This window comes from Thermobacillus sp. (assembly GCF_003390775.1).
Classification (GTDB): Bacteria; Bacillota; Bacilli; order Paenibacillales; family Paenibacillaceae; genus Thermobacillus; species Thermobacillus xylanilyticus.
Window position 1 is genome coordinate 1 of record NZ_QEWA01000030.1, and the last position, 24,947, is coordinate 24,947.

A 24,947-nucleotide genomic window follows, 5' to 3' on the forward strand; every position below is an offset into this window, starting at 1 on the left:
TCCGACTGCTCAGAAGCCAATGGCAAAGTCGCCCGACTGGAATGGCATTAAAAGGACTTAGAGGATACTGATACCAGGGATCTGGAGCAGTTCCTGAAGGAAGAAAAACTGAAACCGCTAACAAGGGATTGGCTCTTTTTTCGGTTGTGATCCAGCATCCCCAATAAGGTGCCCACGCTGACTTGACTCAGACGATGCCGGGCTTGCGGTAGCGCGCCGGCCTCGTTTCATGCTATAATAGGCGGGATTATGGAAGCGAGGCGATGGTTCGTGGCGAACGAGACGAAGGACTACAGCCGCTATTTCGATTTCTCGGACGCGAAAATCATCTCCGAAGACGAACACGGCAAGCGGATCCGGATCGGCGGACGCGAAATTTTCATCATGTCCGAACCGAGCTACCGCCGGGAGAAGCAGCGCGGCAAGGAAGAAATCAAGGTGCTGTACGAAGAGGCGGTGCCGGAAGAGCTCCGGACGTTCGGCAAGGGGAAAAAATATATCATCCAAACTTACGGCTGCCAGATGAACGAGCACGACACCGAAGTGATGAAAGGTCTGTTCGAGCATATGGGGTTCGAATGGACGGACGACCGCCGGGAAGCGGACGTCATCCTGCTCAACACGTGCGCCGTGCGGGAGAACGCGGAGGACAAGGTGTTCGGCGAGCTCGGCAACCTGAAATCGCTGAAGCTCGAGAAGCCGGAGCTGATCCTCGGCGTCTGCGGCTGCATGTCGCAGGAAGAGTCCGTCGTAGGGCGCATTCTGCAGAAGCACGCATATGTCGATCTCGTTTTCGGGACCCATAACATTCACCGCCTCCCGATTCTGCTCCGGGACGCATATTTCGGCAAAGAGATGGTCGTCGAAGTGTGGTCGAAGGAAGGCGACATCATCGAGAATCTGCCGAAGAAGCGCGAAGGGATGCGCGCCTGGGTGAACATCATGTACGGCTGCGACAAATTCTGCACGTACTGCATCGTGCCGTACACGCGCGGCAAGGAGCGCAGCCGGCTGCCCGAGGACGTCATCGCGGAAGTGCGCGAACTGGCGCGCCAGGGATACCGGGAGATTACGCTGCTCGGCCAGAACGTCAACGCCTACGGCAAAGATTTCACGGACCGGGACTACCGGTTCGCGGATCTGATGGCCGACCTGTCGAAGATCGACATTCCGCGCATCCGGTTCACGACGAGCCACCCGCGCGATTTCGACGACAAGCTGATCGAAGTGCTCAGCCGAGGCGGCAATCTCGTGGAGCACATCCATCTGCCGGTGCAATCCGGCAGCACGGAGATTCTGAAGCGGATGAGCCGCAAATATACGCGCGAATCGTATCTGGAACTTGTGCGCAAGATCAAGGCCGCCATTCCGGGCGTAGTGCTGACGACGGACATCATCGTCGGCTTCCCGGGCGAGACGGAGGAGCAGTTCGAGGAGACGATGTCGCTCGTCCGCGAAGTCGGCTTCGATTCGGCGTACACGTTCATCTACTCGCCGCGCGCCGGCACGCCGGCCGCCGAGATGGAAGACAACGTGCCGATGGAAGTGAAGAAGGAGCGGCTGATCCGGCTGAACGACCTGGTCGCCGAGCTGAGCAAGCGGAGCAACGAAGCGCTGCGCGGCCGCGTCGTCGAAGTGTTGGTGGAAGGCCGAAGCAAGAGCAACCCGAACGTGTTGTCCGGACGGACGCGCACGAACAAGCTGGTCCACTTCGAGGGACCGCCGGAATGGATCGGTTCGTTCGTCCATGTGCGGGTGACCGATCCGCAGACCTGGTATATCAAGGCGGAACCTGTGCGGCAGGAGACCGGAGCGGTCTCCTGACCGGCTGTCCGCGGCAAGGAGAGATGAAGGAATGGCTGATCACGGCCACGATCATGACCATGCGGGAGGATGCGGCATTCCGAAATTCGATTCGCGGGATCTCGTCATTCGCGCCGACATCATGGCGAAGGCGAAGGAACTGGCCGAGATGATCTACACCTCGGACGAAGTGCAGCATTATCGCAAGGCCGAGGCGCAGATCAAGGCGAGCGAGAAAGTGCAGTCGATCATCGCGCAGATCAAGAAGAAACAGAAGGAGATCGTCGCGTTCGAACGGTTCCAGAATCCGGAGATGGTGAAAAAAATCGAGGCCGAGATCGAGGCGCTGCAGGACGAGCTGGATCAGATGCCGATCGTCGTCGATTTCCAGCAAAGCCAGTCGGATATCAACTATCTGTTGCAGCTGGTCGTGTCGGTCATCCGCGACACCGTCGCGAAGAAGCTGGATGTCGAGGGCGAACCCGCGCCGGCGGCGCCCGCGGACTGCAGCGATTGATCGAAAGGGCAAGGCGCATACAAGGAAGAAAGGCTTCCGTGAAGCGGACATACGTCCCGCGCGGAAGCCTAAGAGGAACGTGCAAGGGACCAAGCCTCCGGCAAGTCTGAACGTCATCAGACGGCCGGAGGTTTGGATTTTTTATGGGGGACTGTCAGGCATCCGCACCGCTGCCCGGGACGCCGGCCGGCCGCGCCGGGTTCCGCAGCCCGCGGGCATGCGGCAGCAGCGCCGCTGCAGCGAAGGCGGCGACGACGGCTTTGACGATGTCGCCGCCGATAAAGGGCGTGAACCCTGCGGCGATCGCGCCGGCGAGGGAAAGATCGTAAACCTTCGCCAGCCACGGCACCCCGGCGAGATAGGACAGGAGCGAACCGCAGCCGATAAAGATGAAAAACAGCGCGAGCGTGAAAAGGGCGCGGTTCCTTCCGTGCAGGCCGGTTTTCAGCAGCTTTCCGGTGCACCAGCCAACCGCCGCGGCGCAGAACGGAAACGCAAGCAGAAATCCGCCGGTCGGACCGAGCACGTAGGAGAGTCCGCCTTGTCCGTGCAGAAGCGGCAGACCAAGGGAAGTCAGCGCGATGACCAGACCGATGCTGAGGAAACCGCCCCGCGCGCCGAGAAACGCTCCGGCCAGCATGACGACGAGATTCTGCAGCGTAATCGGAACGGGCGAGAACGGCAGCGGAACTTTGATCATGCTCATGACGATGAACATGGCGGCGAACAGCGCCGTGTAGACAATGTCGCGAATCGGAAAATTCATGATTGCAATTTCGCTCCTTGATTGTTAACCTTAATCTGGTCGGGTGGTTAACCAATTGCATTGTAACATGGATGGACTTGCCGGTACAGGGGTTTGATGAAAAAAATGATGCAGGCGGAACATTTTCGGATATGCGGGGCGGACGTGCGGCTGGAGGACGGGCGGCCGCTGCTGCGGGTTGATGTTCTGGAGATCGCGCCTGGTGAATGGCTGCATGTCACCGGGCCGAACGGCAGCGGGAAGAGCACGCTGGCCCGGCTGATCGCGGGCATTCCGGAGATGGCGGCCGGCGGGAAGGCTTATGCCGCCGGCACGATTACCCGCGGCTTCGCGGGGGACCAGCCGCTTCCTTATGTTACGCAGGATCCGGAAGCGGCGATCGCCGGATCGACGCCTTGGGAAGATCTGGCGCTCACCCTCGAAGCGCGGGGGATCGGCGGCGAGGAGGCACTGGCCGAGATCGAGCGTCTGCTGCGCCTGTGCCGCCTGTGGGAACGGCGCGACGTTCCCGTCGAGCAGCTGTCCGGCGGACAGAAGCAGATGCTCGCCGCCGCCGGCTGCATCGCATCGGGGGCGCCGCTCATCGTGTTCGACGAAGCGGCCTCGATGCTGGACAGCGCCGGCAGGGCGCATGTCCTGAGCGGCGCGCGCCGCCTGCGGGAGGCGGGCGCTGCGGTCGTCTGGATCTCCCACGCGGCGGAGGACATCGCGCATGGCGACCGGGTCGTTGGGCTGCTCGACGGGAACATCATCTTCGACGGTCCGGCCGAGTCGTTCTTCCTGCCGGCGGGTGAGGCCGAGAGTCCGTGCGAGCGGCTCGGATGCGAAGCGCCGCATGCCGTCCGGACGGCGCTGGCCTTGAAACGGCGCGGCATTCCGCTCGATCCGCTTCCGCTCACACCGGAAGAGCTGGCGAGGGGGATTGCGGCGCGCGGCGAACTGCCGGACGGGCTCGAGCGGATGCTTGCGGAGCTTGACGGGGATTTGACGAACGATCCGGATCCCGCCTGCGGATCCGCCGGACAGGGCGGCATGGACGGGTCCGGCGGCGGGACGGCCGAAGATTGGCGGATCGACGGGCTGTCGGTGTACGGCGACGGCGGAGCGGCCGTGCTGCGGGATGTTTCGGCCGTCTTCCGCGGCGGACGCATAACGGCCGTCGTCGGACCGAACGGCGCGGGGAAGACGACGCTGCTCGAGACGATGGCGGGCCTGCGCCGCCCGGACGCCGGCGGCGTGACGCTCGGCGGCGTTTCGCTCTGGCAGGGCCGCAGGCCGCGGCGCGACCGGCTGCTGCGGTTAGGCCTGGCGATGCAGCGGTCGGAGTCGGCCTGGTTCGCCGATACGGTGCGCGGCGAGCTGTTCTATGCGATGCGCCCGTATGCGGTGCCGGCGGACGAGCGGCCGGCCCGGGCGGAAGCGGCGCTTGAAAGGACCGGGCTGCAAACGGCCGTCATGGGCCGCGTGCCGTGGACGCTCAGCGGCGGCGAGCAGCGCCGCCTGTCCTGGGCGTGTCTGCTTGCGGCGGGCGCGCCGTGGCTGCTGATGGACGAGCCGACGGCCGGGCTTGACGCCGCCGGCGCGGCCGCGCTGCGCGCCTGGCTGGCGGCCCACCGCGCGAAGGGCGGCGGCGCGGTCATCGCGACGCATGATCTGGACGCGCTGTGGCCGCTCATCGACGATGTCGTCGTCGTCGCCGGCGGCGAAATCCGCGAGGCGGCGCCGGCGTCGGCCTGGGCGCAGGCCGTGCTGGCGGGCGGCAGCGTCATGCCGCCCGAAGCGCTGCCGCAGGCGCTGCGGACGGCCGCGGCGCTGCGGGCGCTGCAGCCTGCGCGGCTGCAGGAAGCCTGCGCGCTTGCGGCCGATGCCGGGCGCATCGGGCCGGACATCGCAGGCTTCGGGCCGCCGGAATCGGCGCCGGCCGAACCGGCCGAACCGGCCGGGCCGGCCCGGGCACGGCCGCCGGCTTCCGCCGCGCAGGGGAAGCCGGCTTCCGCGCTCCAGCGGCGCCTGGCCGGGCTCGATCCACGCGCGCTGTGGGCGGCGTACCTGCTGGCGGCATCGGGCGTCCTCGCGATGGACGGTCCGGCGGACACGGCGGCAAGCCTCGCCGTCGTCTGCGCCCTGATGCTGCCCGTCGGCCGGCTCGTTCGCCCGTACCGCGGCGTGATCGTCTATTATCTCGCGCTCACCGCGGCGCTTGCGCTCCTCACCGGCGCCAGATTCACGCCCGCGTTCAACTTGGACGCCGGCGCCGCGCTCGATACGGTATGGCTGATGATGCGGCTGCTCGCGGTCATGCTGCTCGGCATGCCGCTTCTCGCACTGATCACGCCTTACCGGCTGCAGCAGGCCGTGGAGCGGTTGCTGGCCGCCGTCCGTCTGCCGCAGCGGACGATCTGGGCCGTCGGACTGTCGGTGGCGCTGCTGTTTCGCTTCATTCCGCTCATGGCGGCGGAGTGGAGCCGGTTCGCGCGGATCGGCGTCGCCCGCGGCAAGCATCCGGTGCCGCCGGGACGCATTCCGTTCCGCGCGCTGCCCGCCGTGCTCGTGCCGTTCCTGCTCGCCATGCTGCAGATTGCGGACCGGGTGGCCGTGTCGCTCACGCTGCGCGGCTTTGACAGCGGCAGGCGGGCGGCCGAACGGGCGCTTCCGATCCGGTTCACGCGGCAGGATGCGGCGTTTGTCGCCGCCGCCGGGGCGATCTTCGCGCTGCTGCGGCTGATCGATGCGACGCTTTGACCGTCGCGGCGCTTCCGGGAATGCGGGCGCCGGCATCGCTCCGGCGCCCTCTGCATGCGGACGGTCTTGACGGCTTCTTCAATCCGGATATATAATTAGATAACCTAAATAATAAGTGACCTAATGAATTGGCTGCCGGATGCCTATCCTGACGTATCGTCTGGATGGATGCATGGCGGACTGCAAACTTGCGAAAGGGGGGAACCCGCATGATGCCGGACAAGCGGGAAGAGATTGCTAGGCTGCTCATGGAAACCTTCGCGCATTCCAGACAATGCTTCAAAGGGACGGGCGGCGGAGAGGCGATGCGCCGTCCGGGCGAGCTGATGGTGCTGCACGTCATCCACTCCCGGGACGATGGCCGCGGCGTCACGGTGTCGGAGATCGGCGGATGGCTGCGCGTCACGTCGCCGACAGTGACGCAGCACATCAACCGGCTGGAAGAGCAGGGCCTCGCGGAACGATTCGCGGATTCATCGGACCGCCGGGTTGTACGGATCCGGCTGACCGACCAGGGACGACAATACGTCGAGCGCATGAATCAATCCCGTCTCGAAATGTTCGCCGGGCTGGCGGACTACCTCGGGGAAGAGGAGTGCCTGCATCTCATCCGGACAATGAGGAAAGTGAACGCCTATCTGTCGGAACGGCAGCGGGCGTTCTGGCGGCAATATGAAGCGGCAGCGGGCAGAGAGCCGAACAGACCGGTGCAGGAAACGCCTGACCGGGCGGGCGCGTCCGTTCAGGCCGGGGAGCCTGCACCGGACCTGTCAAGCGCATCCGGCCCGGCTTCGGCGAACGATGCGCCGTCCGGGACCGGAACAACCGACCGGTCCGTCCCGGGACAGACGGCGGAAGAAGGCGGCAATTGACGCCGCGCACAGGGCATCGCGCAACATCCGCATGCCGCCTCACCCGACCGCAAACCCGCTGCAACGACTCTCGCTGGAAAGGTGATCGAACGTGACCGGAATTCTTCGTTATTTCAAGCCGTATCGCCGGCTCGCCGTCCTCGTGCTGCTGCTGGTCCTGCTGCAGTCGCTGTCCGAACTTTATCTGCCTACGCTTATGGCGGACATCGTCAATATCGGCGTGCTGAAAGGGGACACCGCCTACATTATGCGGACGGGCGTCTTCATGCTGCTGACGGCGGCGTTCGGCGTTGCCTGCAATATCGCGGCCAGTTACTTTTCCGCCCGGGCGTCGTCGGGGTTCGGGCGGGATCTGCGCAGCAGGTTGTTCCGGCATGTCAGCGGATTCTCGATGCGGGAGTTTGACCGTTTCGGCGCCGCGTCGCTCATGACGCGCGTGACGAACGACGTGTCGCAGGTCCAGCAGACGCTCATCATGATGCTGCGCATGATGGCGGCTGCGCCGATGATGGCCGTCGGCGGCATGATCATGGCGCTGGCCAAGGACGCGCAATTGGCCATTGTCATCATCGCCGTCATCCCGGTGCTGGCGCTGACGATCTTTGTGATTTCGCGCAAGGCGATGCCGCTCTTCCGGTCGATGCAGGCCCGGCTGGACCGGCTCAATCGGGTGCAGCGCGAAGGCCTGACCGGCGTGCGCGTCATCCGCGCGTTCAACCGAACGGAGCATGAACGGCGGCGGTTCGACGGCGCGAACCGGGAACTGACCGATACGGCTCTCAAGGCCACCCGGCTCATGGCGTTCACGATGCCGGCCATGATGCTGATTGTCAATTTCTCGTCCGTCGCCATCGTCTGGTTCGGCGGCATCCGCATCGACCGGGGTGAACTGATGGTCGGCGATCTGATGGCGTTCATCCAGTACGCGATGATGATTCTGTTCTCGCTGATGATGATGTCGATGCTGTTCGTCATGCTGCCGCGCGCCGCCGTGTCCGCGGGCAGAATCCGGGAAGTGCTGGAGCTTCCCGCATCCGTCCGCGACGCGGATTCCCCCGCGCGCCCCGCACGGCCGGAGCAGGCGGGAGCGGGCGGCCTGATCGAATTCCGGGACGTCACCTTCCGGTACCCCGGCGCCGAGCAGCCGGCGCTCGCGAACATCTCGTTCACCGCGAAGCCGGGAGAGGTGACGGCGATCATCGGCGGCACCGGTTCGGGCAAAACTACGCTGTTCAACCTCATCCTGCGCTTCTATGACGCCGAGAGCGGCAGCGTGCTGGTGGACGGCGTGGACGTGCGGAACTGGCCGCAGGAGATGCTGCGCGCCCGGATCGGTTATGTTCCGCAGCAGGCGATGCTGTTCACGGGCACGATCGCCGACAACATCCGCTGGGGCAAGGAGGACGCTTCCGACGAGGAAGTGCGGCGCGCGGCGGAGACGGCGCAGGCGCTCGAGTTCATCTCAGGTCTGGAAGGCGGGTTCGACGCGCAGGTGGCGCAGGGCGGCAAGAATCTGTCGGGCGGCCAGAAACAGCGTCTGGCCATCGCGCGCGCCCTCGTGCGCAGACCCGGCATCTATCTGTTCGATGACAGCTTCTCGGCGCTCGACTACAAGACGGACGCCGCACTGCGCAAGGCGCTGAGAGCCGAGACGGGGAATGCGGCCGTCCTGATCGTCGCCCAGCGCATCAGCACCGTTGTCGATGCGGATCAGATCATCGTCCTGGACGGCGGCCGGATCGCGGGCATCGGCACGCATGAGCAGCTCCTCAGGGAGAACGAAGTTTATCGGGAAATTGCGGCTACGCAGCTGACGGAGGAGGAGATCGCATGAAAGGGAGCCGCGAATCGCAGACGAATTACCGGCCCCCCGGACCCCGCGGCCCGGGATTCGGCGGCCCGCGGGGCGGATTTCCGGGCTTCGGGATGCCGCCCCAGAAGCCGAAAGATTTCAAGGGAACGGTGAAGCGGCTGACCGGCTATTTGAAGCCGTACTCCGGCCAATTGCTCGCCGTCCTCGTCATGGGCGTGCTCGGGACGGCGTTCTCGATCATCGCGCCGAAGCTGCTGGGCGACATTACAACGAAGCTGTTCGAGGTGGTGACGGCACGCATCGCCGGTGTGCCGGCGGAGGTCGATTACCGCGGCATCGGGAACATCGTTCTGATCCTGTTGGCGCTCTATGCCGTCAGTTCGGTGTTCACCTGGATCCAGCAGTATTGGATGGCCGGAATCGCGCAGAAGACCATCTACACGCTGCGGAAGGAAGTGAACGAGAAGCTGCCCCGGCTGCCGCTCCGCTATTTCGACGCCAGACCGCATGGGGAGACGTTGAGCCGCGTCACGAACGATGTGGACAACATCGGCAACACGCTGCAGCAGAGCCTGATGCAGCTCGTGACGTCGCTCGTGACCATCGCCGGCGTCATCGCCATGATGCTGTACATCAGCCCGCTGCTGACGCTGGTCTGCCTGGTGACGCTGCCGCTTTCCGCGTGGGCGGCGGCCGGCGTCGCGAAGCGTTCGCAGGTCCAGTTCGCGGGTCAGCAGCGTTCGCTCGGCGAACTGAGCGGGCATGTGGAAGAAATGATCGCCGGACACCGCATCGTCAAGGCGTTCGGCCGCGAGGAAGACGCGATGCGCAAGTTCGACGGCATCAACGGCCGTCTGTACGATTCCGGCTGGCGCGCGCAGTTCATCTCCGGCATTCTGATGCCGCTTACCGGCTTTATCGGCAATCTGGGGTATGTCATCATCTGCGTCGTCGGCGGCATTCTCGTGGCCGGATCGCGGATCGCGATCGGCGACGTGCAGGCGTTCATCCAGTATGCGCGGCAGTTCAACATGCCGATTACGCAGCTTGCGGGGATCGCGAACATCATCCAGTCGACCGTCGCCTCGGCCGAGCGTGTATTCGAGCTGCTGGATGAAGCGGAAGAGACGCCGGATGCCGCGGCGGATCAGCCTGCGGCGCAGGACGGACCGCGGGGAGCGGTGGCGTTCCGGAACGTGCGGTTCGGTTATGCGCCGGATGAGCTTCTTTTTGACGATCTGAGCTTCGAGGTGAAGCCCGGCCAGACGGTCGCCATCGTCGGGCCGACCGGAGCGGGCAAGACGACGCTCGTCAATCTGCTCATGCGCTTCTACGACATCCAGGGCGGCTCGATCTCGATCGACGGCCGCGACATCCGCACCATGGAGCGGGGCAGGCTGCGCAGCCTGTTCGGCATGGTGCTGCAGGACACGTGGCTTTTTGGCGGCACGATCCGGGACAACATCGCATTCGGCCGGGAGGATGCAACGGAGGAGGAAATCATCGCGGCCGCGAGAGCCGCGTACGCGGACCGGTTCATCCGGACGCTGCCGGACGGGTATGACACGGTGCTGAACGAGGAAGCGGCCAATCTGTCGCAGGGGCAGAAGCAGCTGCTCACGATCGCGCGGGCGGTGCTGGCCGATCCGGCCATCCTGATCCTGGACGAGGCGACCAGCAACGTCGACACGCGCACGGAATACCAGATCCAGGACGCGATGAACCGCCTCATGCGGGGACGGACCAGCTTCGTCATCGCCCACCGCCTGTCGACGATCCGCGGCGCGGACGTCATTCTCGTCATGAACCGCGGCCGCGTCATCGAGCAGGGCACACACGAGGAACTGCTGGCGAAGGGCGGCTTCTATGCCGAACTGTATTACAGTCAATTCGCCCGGCCGGAAGGGAAACCGGCCGTCTGAGGTTCCCAATAAAAGACGCGGGCCGCGAGGCGGAAGATGCCGCCGCGCAGCCCGCGCTTCATGCATTCAATCAGAACCAACCGGAGCGCAGCACGATGACCAGCAGGATGTAGAGCACCAGAATGACGCCCGTGCTCGTTCTGAAGAAACCGCCGTAACCTCCTGCGTAGCTCATGGATTGCTTCCCTCCTGTTTTTTTATAGTGTGATGCGGGATCACAATTGCAGTCTATGCCTTACCCGGCTGTGCCTTTTGGACGTTTGACCGGCATCAGGATGAATTGCGCGAATGCCCATGCGGGCGGACGCACCCCGGATGATTCCGCCCGGCGCGGGGGTTCGCGGCCGCATAGAATTGTCACACTTTGGTTACAATTCGGATGGACTGTCCGCTGGCGGATCCCCGTGCTTTTCCGCTATAATGCGGTTAGGACAGGGACATGGAACCCGCCGAAACCCCATTAAGTCGGGAGTGTGCGCAAGTGACGGTCACCAATGTGTCGGATATATCCGCCGATCTGTTCATCCTTGGCGTTATTTTTATCCTGCTGATTTTCTCGCTGCTCAGCCTCGGCATTCTCCGCATGTTCCAGCAGCGGTTCCGCGCGGGATGGATTTCGTTTGGCGGAGCCGTGATCAGCGCGGTTGTTTTCTTCCTGATCCTCGATCGCTGGTACGTCTGAATGTCGAAAACGCCATGCCGCCCCCGTCAGACCGGAGCGCACGTTCCGGACGGCGGGGGTTTTCATCTTGAACGCATCCCCGGGCGTCGATTTTGGGCGGGGGGCGCAACCAATCCGGTCCGTCCGCGTCTATAACAGTGTCTATCGAAACAAAAAAGAATGCCGGCTTGAGAAGGAGAAGAAGCATGAGATCGAAACCATTCAAAATTGCAATTGTCCTGTTAACCGTTATCGCATTGATCATTCCATTCGCAACCGCCCGTGCCGACTCGTCGTCAGCCGGGGGATTCAACGTGCTGCAGCTGGCGAAGGACAGCGACATCATGCTGTTCAACGGCGAGGAAATCCGGGCCGCGCAGCCGGTCACGTACAAGGACGGCGCGGCGTATATTCCGCTGAACGGCATCGCTTCGGTGTACGGCTTCACGCTGTACTTTGATGCGAAGACGAAGGAAGCGGTGGCGAAGTCGAACGTCCTGGAACTGAGATTCAAGGCCGACAGCCCGTTCATCAAGGTCAACGGATCGGCCGTGAAAGGCCCCGGACCGGTATTCGCCCAGGAGGGCTACATGATGGTGCCGCTCAGAATGTGGGCGGACCTGACGGACAGCCGCATCAACGTGTCCGGCCGGCAGATTACGCTCAGCTGGAGCATCGCCGTGCCGTCCGCCGCGTTCGAGATCGAAGCCGATGACGAAATCCACGCCGGGCAGACGGTCGTCTTCTACAAGGATCTGGCGAGCCATCCGAACGGACTGCCCATCGTGCAGGACGTCTGGGAAGGGCGTTATGACGTGTTTCCCGAAGCCGGATGGTACACCGTCACGCGCCGGGTGATGGATGCGGCTGGCAACTGGAGCGAACCATACTCGGTTACCGTTGAAGTTCTGCCGCCGAACCTTCCGCCTGTCGCGGATTTCAGGACCGACAAGGAGACCTACCGGATCGGCGAGCACATCGAGTACCGTGATCTCAGCGCGGACGACGAAGACGCGATCGTGCGCCGCACCTGGGTCGGCAACGAGCCGGTCTTCTTCGAATCCGGCGAGAAGCTGGTCGAATTGGAAGTGGAAGACAAGCACGGACTCACGCACCGGGTGTCGAAATTCATCACGGTTACGGATGAAGTGCTGTACACGAAGGAAGAGTACGACAAGCTGTTCACCGATATCGGGGGCAAATACGCATTGTCGGGTTCCGAGGTGCTCGGCTACACGCCGGTGGAGTACACGTTCAAAAGGGAAAACGTGCGGCTCGTGAGGAGCAACAGCCCGGAAGTGCTGCGCGAGACCGGCATCGCCTACGACACGATCCAGACCGGCAAAACGCGGTTCCTGATCTACAACCAGAACGCGATGTCTTACAACGTCAATGTGTATCTCGTCGCCACGAACTTCAACGGAACGGCCGTTGACATCTCGATCGGCGCCCATGGCGCCGGCGGCCCGGACCCGTACTCGACGAACGCGGGCAAGATGTCGACGCTTCGCTATCTGGATGCGGTGAACCGGGGCGTCCAGGCCGGTACGCTGCGCCTGCGGCCGAAAGAATCGGCCGTCCTGCTCGCTGACAAACTGTCCGCCGTGCCGATCAAGCCGAACCAGATTTTCTCCGCCTACGCGGACATTACGTCGAACGATTACGTCCGGTATCGCGTGGTGATCGTGCCGCAAGGCGTCGATCCGCTGCAGGAGCTCGAGAAGCTGCCGATGCTGCCGCGCGACGGCGTCCATGTGCGCGGCTCGTTCGACTACACCGACCGCAGCATCACGATCGAGGAGCAGCTGGGCCAGACGAAGCAGCGCCTCATGTTCGGCGACAACAAGTATGACCCGAACCTGTGGGGCATTGACGACGGCACGGGCAAAAACGAGCTCAACGTCGGGAACTACGGCGTGCTCTACCGGATGAAGGTGAACGTCGCGCCGCGCACGCTGATTTCGCTCAACGCGCGGGGCGGCCACTATACGGGAGCGTTCATCGTCAACGGCAGCGTCGTCGAAGTGACGAAGGGCAGCATCCTGAAGAACCAGGACGAAGCGTGCGTGCTGTATCGGAGCGGCAACCGCGCCGAGACGGTCGAGATCGTGTTCACGCCGGCTTCCGGCAGCAATCTGCCGATCGCCCTCATGTTCGAGCCGCTGCCGGAAGAGCGGACGTAAGGCGCGGCGAGGTCCGCGGGTTTGACGTTAACCGCGTTTTCAGGCATGATGGAAGGTAAGAAAAACGGCTTGCGCCGTACGCCTGACAAGGCGCATCCGTTTTGCGCAAAAAGACAAGATCGATTGATAACCGCCAGGCTTATAAATTCTTGTCTTTGAACAAACCTTCCGGAGGTCAGATCATTGGATACGGATGACATCATTCGGATGATGGCGAGCCAGGGACTGCGCATTACGGACCAGCGGCGGACGCTGGCCAGGCTGTTCGCCGACACGCCCGGTTATCTGTCGCCGAAGGACGTCTATGACTATATGGGCCGCTTCTATTCGGGCCTCAGCTTCGACACCGTCTACCGCAACCTGCGGCTGCTCGACGAGCTGGGCGTGCTCGAACAGGTCGTCTTCGAGGACGGTGTGAAGTTCAAGCTGCATTGCCGCGAGCACGACCATCACCATCATCTGATCTGTCTGCAATGCGGCAAGACGTACCCGCTGACCCATTGTCCGATGGAAGCGACGGACGTTCCCGATGATTTCGTCATCGTGAAGCACAAGTTTGAAGTGTTCGGCTACTGCGGCGACTGCGCGGGCGCCGAGACGGCGGCCGGAAACCGCTGACGGCGGGAGGGTCGGACATGCGAACGCTGCTGAAGGCGGGCATCGTCTTCTACCGCCGCTTCATCTCGCCGCTCAAGCCGCCGACCTGCCGCTTCCACCCGACGTGTTCCGAGTACGCGCTCGAAGCGATCGAAGTGCACGGCGCGCTGCGCGGCAGCTGGCTGGCGATCAAGCGCATCCTGCGTTGTCATCCGTTCCATCCGGGCGGCATCGATCCCGTGCCGCCGCCGGGGAAGCCGCCGGCTTGACAAGAAGTGCCGCGATCCGTTAGGATAATGAACAATCCTTTCCATACCCTTTCCGATGAAGGGATGAGTACGGAGATGCCGCCCATTCCAGAGAGCCGGGGGGCTGCGAACCGGCATGGCGCGGGCTTCGGAAGATGGTCCCGGAGGATTCCGCTTCGAGCGGCGCCGGCTTGAGTCAGCCGGAGGCGGGCCGCAAGGGGCGGACGTGCCCCGCGTTAAGGGAACAGTCTGCGGATGCAGGCGAAAGCGAGCTTCCGGCTGAAATTTTCGGTCGGCCGGGAGGAAATTGGGTGGTACCACGTGAGCGAAGCTCTCGTCCCATGTCGGGCGGGGGCTTTTTTGCATGCATGAGGAAGTTCATGACAGGAGGCAAATGGAATGGCGAACGCGGACAAAACGTTCTATTTGACGACACCGATCTATTACCCCAGCGACAAATTGCATATCGGCCACGCGTACACGACCGTGGCGGGCGACGCGATGGCGCGATACAAGCGGCTGCGCGGCTACCGCGTCCATTTCCTGACGGGAACGGACGAGCACGGGCAGAAGATCGAGCGCCGCGCGCGGGAGCGCGGCATGGAGCCGAAGCCGTTCGTCGACGGCATCGTGGCCGGCATCCAGGAGCTGTGGCGGAAGCTGGACATTTCGTACGATGACTTCATCCGCACGACCGAAGACCGGCACAAGCAGGTGGTCGAGAAAATTTTCGCCCGGCTGGTCGAGCAGGGAGACATCTACAAGGGCGAGTACGAAGGCTGGTACTGTACGCCGTGCGAGTCATTCTTCCTCGAGCGGCAGTTGGTGAACGGCAATTGTCCGGACTGCGGGCGGCCCGTCGAGCTGCTCAAGGAGGAGTGCTACTTCTTCCGGCTGGGCAAATATGTCGACCGGCTCCTGCAGTATTACGAGGAAAACCCGGACTTCATTCAGCCGGAGTCGCGCCGGAACGAGATGATCAACAACTTCATCAAGCCGGGGCTGGAAGATCTGGCCGTCTCGCGGACGACGTTCGACTGGGGCATCAGGGTGCCGGGCGATCCGAAGCACGTCATCTATGTCTGGATCGACGCGCTGACGAACTATATTACGGCGCTCGGCTACGGGTCGGACGACGATTCGCTGTTCAAGACGTTCTGGCCGGCGGATGTCCATCTTGTCGGGAAGGAGATCGTCCGCTTCCATACGATCTACTGGCCGATCATGCTGATGGCGCTTGATCTCCCGCTGCCGAAGAAGGTGTTCGGCCATGGCTGGTTCCAGACGAAGGAAGGGAAGATGTCGAAGTCGAAGGGCAACGTCATCGATCCGGTCGTGCTGATCGAGCGCTACGGGCTCGATGCGCTGCGCTACTGGCTGCTCCGGGATACGCCGTTCGGCTCGGATGGCGTGTTCACGCCGGAAAGCTTCGTCGAACGGACGAACTTCGACCTGGCGAACGACCTCGGCAACCTGCTGAACCGGACCGTCGCGATGATGGAGAAATATACCGGAGGCGTCGTGCCGGCGTACGAGGGGCATGTGACGGCCTACGACGCCTCGCTCGAAGCGGCTGCGCGGGAGGCGATCGAGGCCATGGAGGCGGCGATGGAGAAGATGGAGTTCTCCGTCGCGCTCGCGGCGATCTGGCAGTTCATCGGCCGGACGAACAAATACATCGACGAGACGCAGCCGTGGCTGCTCGCGAAGGACGAGGCTTCGGCGCCGCAGCTGAAGTCGGTGCTGTACCATCTGGCCGAGTCGCTGCGCATCATCTCGATTCTGATCCAGCCGTTCCTGACGCGCGCGCCGAAGGAGATGTGGCGGCAGCTCGGCATCGAGCAGGGGCCGCTGACCGAATGGGATACGGTCAGAACGTTCGGCACGCTGCCCGCCGGCACGCGGGTCGTCAAGGGCGATCCGCTCTTCCCGCGGCTCGATGTCGAAGCGGAGGTGCACTATATCGCTTCCGCGATTACCGGCAAACCGGCGGCTTCGGCGGCGCAGGCCGAAAATGCGAGTGCCAAGGGCGAGCCGGCAGGCGGCGGGGAGAAGGCTTCGTCCGGCAAGCCGGAAATTGTGATCGACGATTTCGCGAAGGTGGAGCTGCGCGTGGCGCAGGTCATCGCCGCCGAGCCGGTCAAAGGCGCCGACAAGCTGCTCAAGCTGCAGCTTGACCTCGGTTCCGAACAGCGCCAGGTCGTGTCCGGCATTGCCCAGCATTACAAGCCGGAAGCGCTCGTCGGCCGCAAAGTCGTCTGCGTGACGAATCTGAAGCCCGTGAAGCTGCGCGGCGAATTGTCGCAAGGCATGATCCTGGCCGCTTCCGAAGGCGGCCGACTGGCGGTCGTGGAAGTGCCGCAGGATATGCCGAACGGCGCTGTTGTAAAATAATGCAAGGTTGGCAAGCAGGCTGCATCCGGCCGTCCTGTCACGGCTGACAGCCTGCTTGCTGCGTATTGACAGCCTGCGGGCGGGCGGATATACTGAGACCGTAATAGTAACGATTACGATTAAGAGAAAAGACCGGGTAGCCGCATGTCGGCAACCTGGTCTGGATGGGAGTGGTTGGAAACATGCATGATGCCGGAAGACGCAGTGTGAAGCGCAAGCGGTATGCCTTGGCGTCCGCCTTGCTGGCGGCGGCGATGTTGCTGGCCGGCTGCGGCGGAGCAGGCGGAGCCGGAGGAAGCGGCGGGAGCGCGGGCGGCGGCGAAAGCGGAGGAAACGGCGGAAGAGGCCTTTCGGATGGCGGGAAACCCGGCGTCGTGACGAGTTTTTACCCGCTGTTTTTCCTCGCTTCCGAAATCGGCGGGGATCGGGTCGACGTCTCGAATCTCGTGCCGGCGGGCGTGGAGCCGCATGACTGGACGCCGAAGAGCCGCGATCTGGTCAACATCTCGCGGGCCGATCTGTTCCTGTACAGCGGCGCCGGCTTCGAAGGATGGACGGACGAGCTGCTCGAAGGCATCGAATCGGACAGCGGCGTGATGATCGTGGAGGCGAGCGAAGGGATCGAGCTGATTCCGCTCGATCCGGAAGCCGAAGCGCACGAGCATGAGGACGAGCATGATCACGGGCACGACGGGTCCGTCGACCCGCATGTCTGGGTCAGCCCGAAATCGATGCTTCGGATGGCGCAGAACGTGCGGGATGCGCTCGCCGCGGTTGATCCGGCGAACGCGGCCGTCTATGAGGAGCACTATGGAACGCTGGCCGGCCGCCTTGAGGCGCTCGACGAAGCGTATGAGCGGGAGCTGTCCGGCCTGCCGCGGCGGGACATCGTTGTCTCCCATCAGGCGTTCGCCTACCTGTGCCGCGATTACGGGCTGAACCAGATCGCCGTGATGGGCCTCACGCCGGAAGCGGAGCCGAAGGCGCAGGACCTGAAGCGGATCGTCAATTTCGTGAAGGAGAACGGCATCCGGTACATTTTCTTCGAGGAGCTTGTCTCGGACCGGCTCGCGCGGACGCTTGCGAACGAAGCGGGCGCCGAGACGCTGGTGCTGAACCCCGTCGAAGGGCTGACGCCCGAGCAGGAAGCTAATGGCGACGATTATGTGACGATTATGGAAATGAATTTGCAAAATCTGAAGAAGGCTTTACAATGAATCTTGAAACAGCCGGCCGTCCAGGCCGGCCTCGCATTCGGAAGAAGGTGACGCGCCGTGCCGACCGGACGGATTCCGGAGGGCCCCGGCTGCCATCAGCCGGTCATTGAACTGTCGGATGTCTCGTTCGCCTATGAGCGGCGTCCGATTATCGAACATCTCCATTTCACCGTGCGGGAGCGGGATTTCGCGCTGCTCGCCGGGCCGAACGGGGCGGGCAAGACGACGCTGCTCAAGCTGATCGTCGGGCTGCTCGAACCGAACGGCGGCGAAGTCCGGCTGTTCGGCGAACCTGCCCGGCGCTTCCGGCAGCGGGAGCGGATCGGCTATGTGCCGCAGAAGAACGCGTTCAATCCGTTGTTTCCCGCGACGGTGCGGGAAGTCGTCCTGTCCGGCATGTACGGGCGGCACAAGCTGTTCCGTCGCCTGACGAAAGCGGATTATCAGAAGGTGGATGACGCGATGCAGGCCCTCGGGATTGAAGATCTGGCCGGCAAGCGGATCGGCATGCTGTCCGGCGGGCAGCAGCAGCGGGTTTTCCTCGCGCGCGCCCTGGTGAACAGCCCGGCGCTGCTCATCCTCGACGAGCCGACGGTCGGCATCGACGCGGAGACGCAGGACAGCTTCTATCATTTGATCCGGCACATGCATCAGCATCACAACATCACGTTTCTGATGGTGTCGCACGACCGGGAGCGATTCCGTTCCTATCTGGATGATGCGCCCGCGGCGGAAGCGGGCAGACTGAAATTCTATGTCCGCCACTCGCACGACCGGGAAGACTGCGTCGAGACGGATCTGACCCACAGCTTGCGCGAATACCGCCGCGCTGCGGAAGAACCGGCGCTCGTCCGCTGACCGGTCCGATACAGGGAGGATGCCCCAACAACGTGGAACTACTCACCATGGATTTCTTTCAGCGCGCGCTGATCGGCGGCGCGCTCATCGCGGCCGCCGGCCCGCTGCTCGGGCTGTTTCTCGTGCTGCGCCGGCTCTCGATGATCGGCGACACGCTTTCGCACGTGTCGGTGGCCGGCGTGGCGGCCGGCTACCTGCTCGGGCTCGGCTCGCCCGCTGCGGGCGGCATGGCCGCGGCGCTGCTGGCGACGCTCGCCATCGAGCGTCTGCGCAAAGCGTACAAGACGTACGCCGAACTGTCGATCGCGATCATGATGGCGGGCGGCATCGCGCTCGCTTCGCTGCTGTTCTCGCTGGACCGGGGATTCGGCGTCAACATCACGAGCTATCTGTTCGGCAGCATCTACACGCTGGACACCGCGGATCTGATCTGGATCGCCGCCGTGACGATTCTCGTGCTGGCTGCGGTCCTCTTGCAGTACAAGGAATGGTTCCTGATGACGTTCGACGAGGACGCCGCCGCGGTGGGCGGGCTGCCGACCCGGACGCTGAACCTGATCATGAGCGTGCTGACCGCCCTCGTCATCAGCGTCTCGATCAAGATCGTCGGCGCGCTGCTCGTCTCCGCGCTGCTGACGATTCCCGCCGCGTGCGGCCTGCTCGCCGCGCGCAGCTTCCGGCAGTCGGTGCTGCTTGCGGTCGGCATCGCCGAAGCGGCGGTGCTCGCCGGTCTGCTCGCCGCGGGCTACTGGAACCTCGCGCCCGGGGGGACGGTCGTGCTGCTGTTGATCGCCGTCCTGCTGGCGCAGCTTGTCATCAAACGAAGGCTCAGTCTATAAGTATTTACAAGGAGGCTCACCCGCCATGGACCTGAACGTCTGGATCGCGCTGGGCGCCGGCTTCGCGTCGTTCATTTCACCGTGCTGCCTGCCGCTGTATCCGTCCTATCTGTCCTATATCACCGGCATTTCGGTAAGCGACCTGAGGGCCGGCGCCCATACGCGCCAGATGCGGGTCAAGATGGCGTCGCACACGCTGTTCTTCCTGCTCGGTTTCTCGCTGCTCTTCTATACGCTCGGATACGGCGTCAACGCGTTTGCCGATTTCTTCCGCGACAACCAGCAGCTCATCCGGCAAATTTCCGCGCTGCTCGTCATCCTGATGGGGCTGTTTCTCGCCGGCATCTTTCAGCCGAAGTTTCTCATGCAGGAGCGGAAACTGAAGTTCGGCGGACCGAAGGCCGGATACCTCGGCTCGTTCATCTTCGGCATCGGCTTTTCCGCCGGCTGGTCGCCGTGCGTCGGGCCGATTCTGACGGCGATTCTCGGGCTGCAGGCTTCGTCGCCCGGCTCCTGGTTCTCGATGACGACGGCGTACGCGGTCGGCTTCGCCATTCCGTTCTTCATCCTTGCCTTCTTCCTCGGTTCGGCGCGGGCGCTGCTCCGCTATTCGAACGCGGTGATGAAGACCGGCGGCGCGCTGCTCGTCGTGCTCGGCATCCTGCTGTTCACGGACCAGATGACGCGCATCACCGTTTATCTGAACAGCATCACGCCGGATTGGCTCAAGGCCAATTTCTGATCCGGACGGCGGCAGGCGGATGACGGACGGTGGCGCATCCCGGTGCGATATGGTACAATGATTACTCGTCCAATACCGTCAGCTTAAGCCGCGGGCGAGTGCGACGGGGAATCAAGGAGGTTGCCGATGGCCACGCCGAGCATGGAAGATTATCTGGAGCGCATCTATCGACTGATCGACGAGAAAGGCTACGCCCGCGTTTCCGACATCGCGGAAGGTCTAGACGTCCACCCGTCGTCTGTCACGAAGATGATCCAGAAACTCGACAAGGACGATTATCTGGTGTACGAGAAATACCGCGGTCTCGTCCTGACGGCCAAAGGCAAGCGGATCGGCAAGCGGCTCGTCGACCGGCACAAGCTGCTGGAGACGTTTCTGGAGCTGATCGGCGTCCGGGAAGAGAACATCTACCAGGACGTGGAAGGCATTGAACATCACCTGAGCTGGGACTCGATCACCTGCATCGAGACGCTCGTCGAATATTTCAAGCGCGATCCGAAGCGGCTGGAAGAGCTGGCCGCCGTAAGACGCGAACTGGAAAACGAATGACCGCATGCGACAAAGCGACCCGCCGACGATCCATCGTCAGCGGGTCGCTTTGCGCATTCGGCGGTTTCAGTGGTATCTCGGCCTGTCCTCGTCATCGTCCCGGCCGCCTTCGATCACCTTGAACGGCGCGGATTTGCGCCGAAACGCGGCGCCGGTCTTCCGCCGTTCGCGCGCGGACGGCCGCGGCGGCCGGTACTCCCGCCGGCTGCGGCCTGGCGGAAACTTGTAGAGCAGGAACACGATGCCGAAGACGACGGCGGGGATGATGAGATCGATCGGCCTGTCAATCAGCATTGCGACGAGGCCGATCGCGGCAAGCGTCAGCAGGATGGCCGACACCGGGGTGAGTCTCCTGCGCATGGGCGTTCCCCCTTCAACTTCACGCATTGACAGCAGCTTGTCCCGGCTGTTCCGAGATCTGGGCGTCAAGCTCGCGCATCCGGTTGAACGATGCAATCGAGACCGCGACCTGATCGTCCGTCGGTTCCTTCGTCGTCAGCAGCTGCAGCCACAACCCGGGATAACCGAGATAGCGGAGCACGGGAATGTCGCGCACCGCGTTCGTCAGCCGCAGCACCTCGTAGGATACGCCGAGCACGACGGGCAGCAGCAGAATGCGGATGTAGATCCGCTCCCAGATGCTGTTCCATTCGAAGATCGGCATCGAGTAGAGGATGACGCCGACGATGACCGACAGCACGATGAAGCTGCTGCCGCACCGGTAATGAAGGCGCGTATATTTCTGCACGTTCTGTACGGTGAGCTCCTCGCCGGCCTCGTAGCAGCTGATCACCTTGTGCTCCGCGCCGTGATACTGGAACAGGCGTTTGATGAGCGGCGTGAACGAGATCGCGTACAGATAGCCGAGCAGGAAAAGGGTTTTGATCAGGCCTTCGATCAGGTTGTGCAGTACGATGTTGTCGAACGATTTGCCGAACAGCAGCTCTTCGACGGCGGCGGGCACGACCGTGAAGGCCAGCTTGCCGAGCGCGAACGAAATGACGCCCGCGACCGCGACGCCGAAGATCATCGACAGGCTCCAGACCGACTCCTTCTTCCCGTCCTCGGCTTTCGTCTCCGCGCCTTCTTCGCCGGCTTCGTCTTCCGCATACTGCTCGATCGAGAAATTGAGGTGTTGCGAGCCCTTGGCGCTGGAGTCAATGAGTCCGACGATGCCCCGGATGAACGGAATCCTGAGCAGCGCCTTGACCCACGGCTTCGTCGTTTTCGGCACTTCGTAGAATACGATTTCGTCGTTTTTCCGGCGGACCGCCGTCACGTTCACATGCTTGCCGGAGAACATGACGCCTTCAATCACGGCCTGGCCGCCGTACAGGGCGGGTTTGTCTTGTGGCAAAGCGCGTTCCACCTTTCCTGATGCCGAATCCGTTAGTGGCATGCAGCATCATTGTACTTGATTCGGGCCGCAATTGCCAACGTCCCGCGAGCGGCGCGGGGCTAGAATGGAAGCACGGATGGCAAGGCATAATATCCATCGCGCGCAAGACGTCTGGAAAGGAGGGTCCGCCCGTGTCAGGCATCTGGCATGAAGCCCTAAGCCGCAGGCGCAAGGGCGGGACGAACGCGTGGGCGCACGCGGCCTCCACCGGCTTCTGGGCCGGCCTGATCTGGGGGCTGTTCCATTGGCTGTGCGAGCTGCTCAAATTCACCTCCGTGCACGCGGGGTATTGGATCGAGCCGTTTTTCCTGCGGGATTTCCTCGTATCGCCGCTTGGACATGCGGCCGGCATCGGATCGTTCATCCTGTTCTCCGTCATCGCGGCGCTTCTGTACCGGGCGCTCTTCATCCGGTTCCGCGGCCCGTGGGCGGGCATCGTCTACGGCACGGCCTGGTGGGCCGCCATCTTCGCGGCGGTTGGGCCGTTCGCCGGGATGACGGAGCCGCTGAACCGGATCGGCTGGAACACGATCTGGACGGAATGGAGCATCCATATGCTGTGGGGACTGTTCATCGGCTACACGATCGCCTTCGAATTTCATGACTCGGCGCACGGCGAACCCGCGACGGCGGGGTGAATGCGGAAAGCCCGGGCGGGAAGGGGCCCGGACTTTCATTTGACGATTGCAATGATAATGATTATCATTCTTGTTAGTGGTGAAGCTTGGCCGCAGGGTGAGCGACCGAATGGAATGGAATCATTTGCTGAAAGTATGGAACCAGTCCTATATCCGGTTGGTCGGCGTCGATTTCCGCAGGTTGGACCGTCTCGCGCCGCCGGAACCCGTCTTGCTGCGGGCGAACCGGTTCATCGTCCACATGCGGGGCCGGGCCGTCCATCGCGTCGGCGATCGGGAATTCCACGCGGACGGCTGCTGCGTGATCCACGCGGGCAGGGGGCAGGCGGTCCATTGCCGGCTGCTTTCCGACGCGGTGGAAATCTGCGGGATCGACTATCAGTGCTGGCCCGCGTTCCCGTACCGGCAGCCGGACGGGGAAATGCCGGACGCCGCGGTCACGTTCGGTTTTCCGCCGCCGAATCCGCTCGCGATCCAGGAGCAGGTGGCAGAGATCCTGAAGGGATGGAGCGACAGGGAACGGCCCATGGTCGCGGGCCTGAACCTGAAGGGGCGGCTGTACCAATTGTTCCACGAAATCATCGAGCAGGCGGAGAGCCACGCCCGGGGAAGCGGGCAGTCCGTCGCCGACCGGATCATCCGCTATATCGAATTGCACCACCACGAGCCGATCAGCGTCGCCGGAATCGCGGAGCGGTTCCATTACAGCGAGCGGCATCTGGCGAAGCTGATCAAGCGCAGGACGGGGTACACGCCGCTCGAATTTCTGACGCGGTGCAGGATCGAGCACGCGAAGCGGCTGCTGCGCACGACGGAATCGTCCGTGAAGGAGATCGCCGAGCGTGTCGGGTACGCCGACATGTTCTATTTCATGCGCCTGTTCAAGCGGCTGACCGGCATGCCGCCGAACCGATACCGGCTCATGGCGCGCGCGATGCCGGACGCCGATCATCCCGTCGCGGAACATCCGGGCGCGGAGCGTCCGATTGCCGCGCATCCATATGCGAATCGTCCATATGACGGGTCCGATTCGGACATTGACCCTGCCGCCTCCATCGACTATCCTCTTGATAGAATTGAGAATCATTATCAGAGATCCACAATCGAAGGAGCAAGGGAAGAAGACATGCTGAACCTAGGCAAAGCGAAGGGCAAACTGGCGGCGCTCGGGCTGGCCGCCCTGCTCGGCGCCTGCTCTTCGGGGCAGACGGACGGCGGCGGAAGCGGGACCGAACCGGCGGCCGCCAATCCGGCGAACGGGGCGCAGACATCGGTCGGGGCGCAATCGTCCGACGCGGCGCAATCGTCGGGCGGGATGCGAACGGAAGCGGAAGCCGCGGCGTTCCCGCGCACGTTCGTCGACGACACCGGCAAGGAGATCATGATCGAAAAGCAGCCGGAGCGGATCGCCGTCGGCCATTTCGCCGAGATGGAATATTTCTTCGCGCTCGACGTGCCGCCCGTGGCGTCCCCGCTGGCAGCGGAAATTCTGCGGGAGTTCAGGGTCACGATCGGCGATTACGCCGCGAACGCGGATGTGGCCGATCTCGGCGACGTCGTGTCGCCGGATCTGGAGAAGCTGCTGGAGGTTGAGCCGGACCTCATTATCGGCACGCTCGGGCTCCATGAGGAAGTGTACGACCAGTTGAACGCGATCGCGCCCGTCGTCATGTTCGAAAGCGCCGGCGAATGGGACGACCGGCTCCGGGAATACGCCGCGCTGATCGGCAAGGAGGACAAGGCCGAAAGCTACATCGCCGAATTGAAGCAGGCGATGCGGGACGCGAACCGGAAACTGGAGCCGTACCGCGGCGAGACGACGGCGCTGCTCAGGATCGCCGGGCCGCAGCAGTTCGGGGCGATGGGGACGAAACCGTACAAGTTCTACTACGAAGTCGAGGACGGGCTCGGGCTCACGGCTCCCGAAGGCTATCCGGAAACCTGGCAGGTGGTGAGCCTGGAAGGGCTCGCCGGGATGGACTCTGATCATCTCGTCATCTTCGAGTACACGTCGGAGTATGAGGCCAAGATCGCGGAGTTCGAAAAGAACGGCGTCTGGAACAGCCTGAAGGCCGTGAAGAACGGCAACGTCCATTTCATCGACATCGCCGCGGCGACGAACGGGCCGTTCGCAATCCGCCACGCGATCGCCGAGCTCGTCAGGAGCTTCACGTCGTGAGGCCGGGC

Annotated in this window: 22 protein-coding genes; 18 read left to right on the forward strand and 4 right to left on the reverse strand. The window is 63.2% G+C overall.

The annotated features are described in order from the left end of the window. Positions 1 to 270: 270 nt before the first annotated feature. Both miaB and C6W55_RS04685 read left to right on the forward strand, forming a co-directional pair. Positions 271 to 1,824, forward strand: a complete 1,554-nt coding sequence (miaB, locus tag C6W55_RS04680) for a tRNA (N6-isopentenyl adenosine(37)-C2)-methylthiotransferase MiaB (RefSeq protein ID WP_286891771.1) — start codon at positions 271 to 273, stop codon at positions 1,822 to 1,824. A gap of 31 nt (positions 1,825 to 1,855) precedes the next feature. Then, positions 1,856 to 2,320, forward strand: a complete 465-nt coding sequence (locus tag C6W55_RS04685) for a YlbF/YmcA family competence regulator (protein ID WP_015254883.1) — start codon at positions 1,856 to 1,858, stop codon at positions 2,318 to 2,320. A gap of 154 nt (positions 2,321 to 2,474) precedes the next feature. Here C6W55_RS04685 and C6W55_RS04690 read toward each other — a convergent pair whose 3' ends face one another. Continuing rightward, positions 2,475 to 3,086 (reverse strand): biotin transporter BioY, encoded by a 612-nt coding sequence (locus C6W55_RS04690; protein ID WP_015254882.1) that lies wholly within the window; start codon positions 3,084 to 3,086, stop codon positions 2,475 to 2,477. Between the two features lie 105 nt (positions 3,087 to 3,191). Between C6W55_RS04690 and C6W55_RS04695 the strand changes: the two genes are divergently transcribed. The 4 genes from C6W55_RS04695 (at position 3,192) to C6W55_RS04710 (ending at position 10,435) form a co-directional block, all read left to right on the forward strand. Further along, positions 3,192 to 5,828 (forward strand): ATP-binding cassette domain-containing protein, encoded by a 2,637-nt coding sequence (locus C6W55_RS04695; RefSeq protein ID WP_286891706.1) that lies wholly within the window; start codon positions 3,192 to 3,194, stop codon positions 5,826 to 5,828. Between the two features lie 209 nt (positions 5,829 to 6,037). Next, complete coding sequence (locus C6W55_RS04700; RefSeq protein WP_015254880.1) at positions 6,038 to 6,700, forward strand: MarR family winged helix-turn-helix transcriptional regulator; 663 nt, start codon at positions 6,038 to 6,040, stop codon at positions 6,698 to 6,700. A gap of 91 nt (positions 6,701 to 6,791) precedes the next feature. Next, positions 6,792 to 8,534: an ABC transporter ATP-binding protein gene (locus C6W55_RS04705; RefSeq protein WP_286891708.1), complete on the forward strand. Its 1,743-nt coding sequence runs from the start codon at positions 6,792 to 6,794 to the stop codon at positions 8,532 to 8,534. Continuing rightward, on the forward strand, positions 8,531 to 10,435 hold the full coding sequence (locus C6W55_RS04710; protein ID WP_286891709.1) for an ABC transporter ATP-binding protein: 1,905 nt from the start codon (positions 8,531 to 8,533) through the stop codon (positions 10,433 to 10,435). Before C6W55_RS04705 ends, C6W55_RS04710 begins: the two co-directional genes overlap by 4 nt. A gap of 70 nt (positions 10,436 to 10,505) precedes the next feature. Here C6W55_RS04710 and C6W55_RS04715 read toward each other — a convergent pair whose 3' ends face one another. Then, positions 10,506 to 10,610 (reverse strand): YjcZ family sporulation protein, encoded by a 105-nt coding sequence (locus C6W55_RS04715; protein ID WP_213484914.1) that lies wholly within the window; start codon positions 10,608 to 10,610, stop codon positions 10,506 to 10,508. A 306-nt stretch (positions 10,611 to 10,916) separates the two neighbouring features. Here C6W55_RS04715 and C6W55_RS04720 point away from each other — a divergent pair, with 306 nt between their 5' ends. From C6W55_RS04720 to mntR, 10 genes are all read left to right on the forward strand, one after another. After that, entirely contained in the window at positions 10,917 to 11,117 is a 201-nt protein-coding gene (locus C6W55_RS04720; protein ID WP_041853872.1) for a hypothetical protein, read from the forward strand. 185 nt (positions 11,118 to 11,302) lie between these two features. After that, a complete protein-coding gene (locus C6W55_RS04725) occupies positions 11,303 to 13,279 on the forward strand; it encodes a copper amine oxidase N-terminal domain-containing protein (RefSeq protein ID WP_286891711.1) in 1,977 nt (658 codons plus the stop codon). Positions 13,280 to 13,486: 207 nt separating this feature from the next. Beyond that, on the forward strand, positions 13,487 to 13,897 hold the full coding sequence (locus C6W55_RS04730; protein WP_041854359.1) for a Fur family transcriptional regulator: 411 nt from the start codon (positions 13,487 to 13,489) through the stop codon (positions 13,895 to 13,897). A gap of 17 nt (positions 13,898 to 13,914) precedes the next feature. Further along, positions 13,915 to 14,145 carry a membrane protein insertion efficiency factor YidD gene (gene yidD / locus C6W55_RS04735; protein WP_015254873.1) on the forward strand — a complete coding sequence of 77 codons (231 nt, stop codon included), beginning with the start codon at positions 13,915 to 13,917 and terminating at the stop codon, positions 14,143 to 14,145. Between the two features lie 378 nt (positions 14,146 to 14,523). Further along, entirely contained in the window at positions 14,524 to 16,518 is a 1,995-nt protein-coding gene (gene metG, locus C6W55_RS04740) for a methionine--tRNA ligase (protein ID WP_286891713.1), read from the forward strand. Between the two features lie 182 nt (positions 16,519 to 16,700). Then, complete coding sequence (locus C6W55_RS04745; protein WP_286891715.1) at positions 16,701 to 17,735, forward strand: metal ABC transporter substrate-binding protein; 1,035 nt, start codon at positions 16,701 to 16,703, stop codon at positions 17,733 to 17,735. Between the two features lie 57 nt (positions 17,736 to 17,792). Further along, positions 17,793 to 18,593 (forward strand): metal ABC transporter ATP-binding protein, encoded by an 801-nt coding sequence (locus tag C6W55_RS04750; RefSeq protein ID WP_015254870.1) that lies wholly within the window; start codon positions 17,793 to 17,795, stop codon positions 18,591 to 18,593. A gap of 32 nt (positions 18,594 to 18,625) precedes the next feature. Continuing rightward, a complete protein-coding gene (locus tag C6W55_RS04755; protein WP_041853871.1) occupies positions 18,626 to 19,432 on the forward strand; it encodes a metal ABC transporter permease in 807 nt (268 codons plus the stop codon). 25 nt (positions 19,433 to 19,457) lie between these two features. Beyond that, entirely contained in the window at positions 19,458 to 20,174 is a 717-nt protein-coding gene (locus C6W55_RS04760; protein WP_286891717.1) for a cytochrome c biogenesis CcdA family protein, read from the forward strand. A gap of 126 nt (positions 20,175 to 20,300) precedes the next feature. Beyond that, on the forward strand, positions 20,301 to 20,723 hold the full coding sequence (gene mntR / locus C6W55_RS04765) for a transcriptional regulator MntR (protein WP_015254867.1): 423 nt from the start codon (positions 20,301 to 20,303) through the stop codon (positions 20,721 to 20,723). A 66-nt stretch (positions 20,724 to 20,789) separates the two neighbouring features. Here the strand turns inward: mntR and C6W55_RS04770 are convergent, their stop codons facing one another. Then, complete coding sequence (locus C6W55_RS04770; protein ID WP_286891719.1) at positions 20,790 to 21,083, reverse strand: hypothetical protein; 294 nt, start codon at positions 21,081 to 21,083, stop codon at positions 20,790 to 20,792. Positions 21,084 to 21,102: 19 nt separating this feature from the next. Further along, a complete protein-coding gene (locus C6W55_RS04775) occupies positions 21,103 to 22,080 on the reverse strand; it encodes a DUF1385 domain-containing protein (RefSeq protein ID WP_286891721.1) in 978 nt (325 codons plus the stop codon). A 173-nt stretch (positions 22,081 to 22,253) separates the two neighbouring features. On the opposite strand from C6W55_RS04775, the gene C6W55_RS04780 reads away from it, so the two are divergent. Together C6W55_RS04780 and C6W55_RS04785 are read left to right on the forward strand one after the other, a co-directional pair. Further along, positions 22,254 to 22,760, forward strand: coding sequence for a YqhR family membrane protein (locus tag C6W55_RS04780; RefSeq protein WP_286891723.1), 507 nt, complete (start codon positions 22,254 to 22,256; stop codon positions 22,758 to 22,760). 109 nt (positions 22,761 to 22,869) lie between these two features. Then, positions 22,870 to 24,939, forward strand: coding sequence for an AraC family transcriptional regulator (locus C6W55_RS04785; protein WP_286891725.1), 2,070 nt, complete (start codon positions 22,870 to 22,872; stop codon positions 24,937 to 24,939). Positions 24,940 to 24,947: the final 8 nt, after the last annotated feature.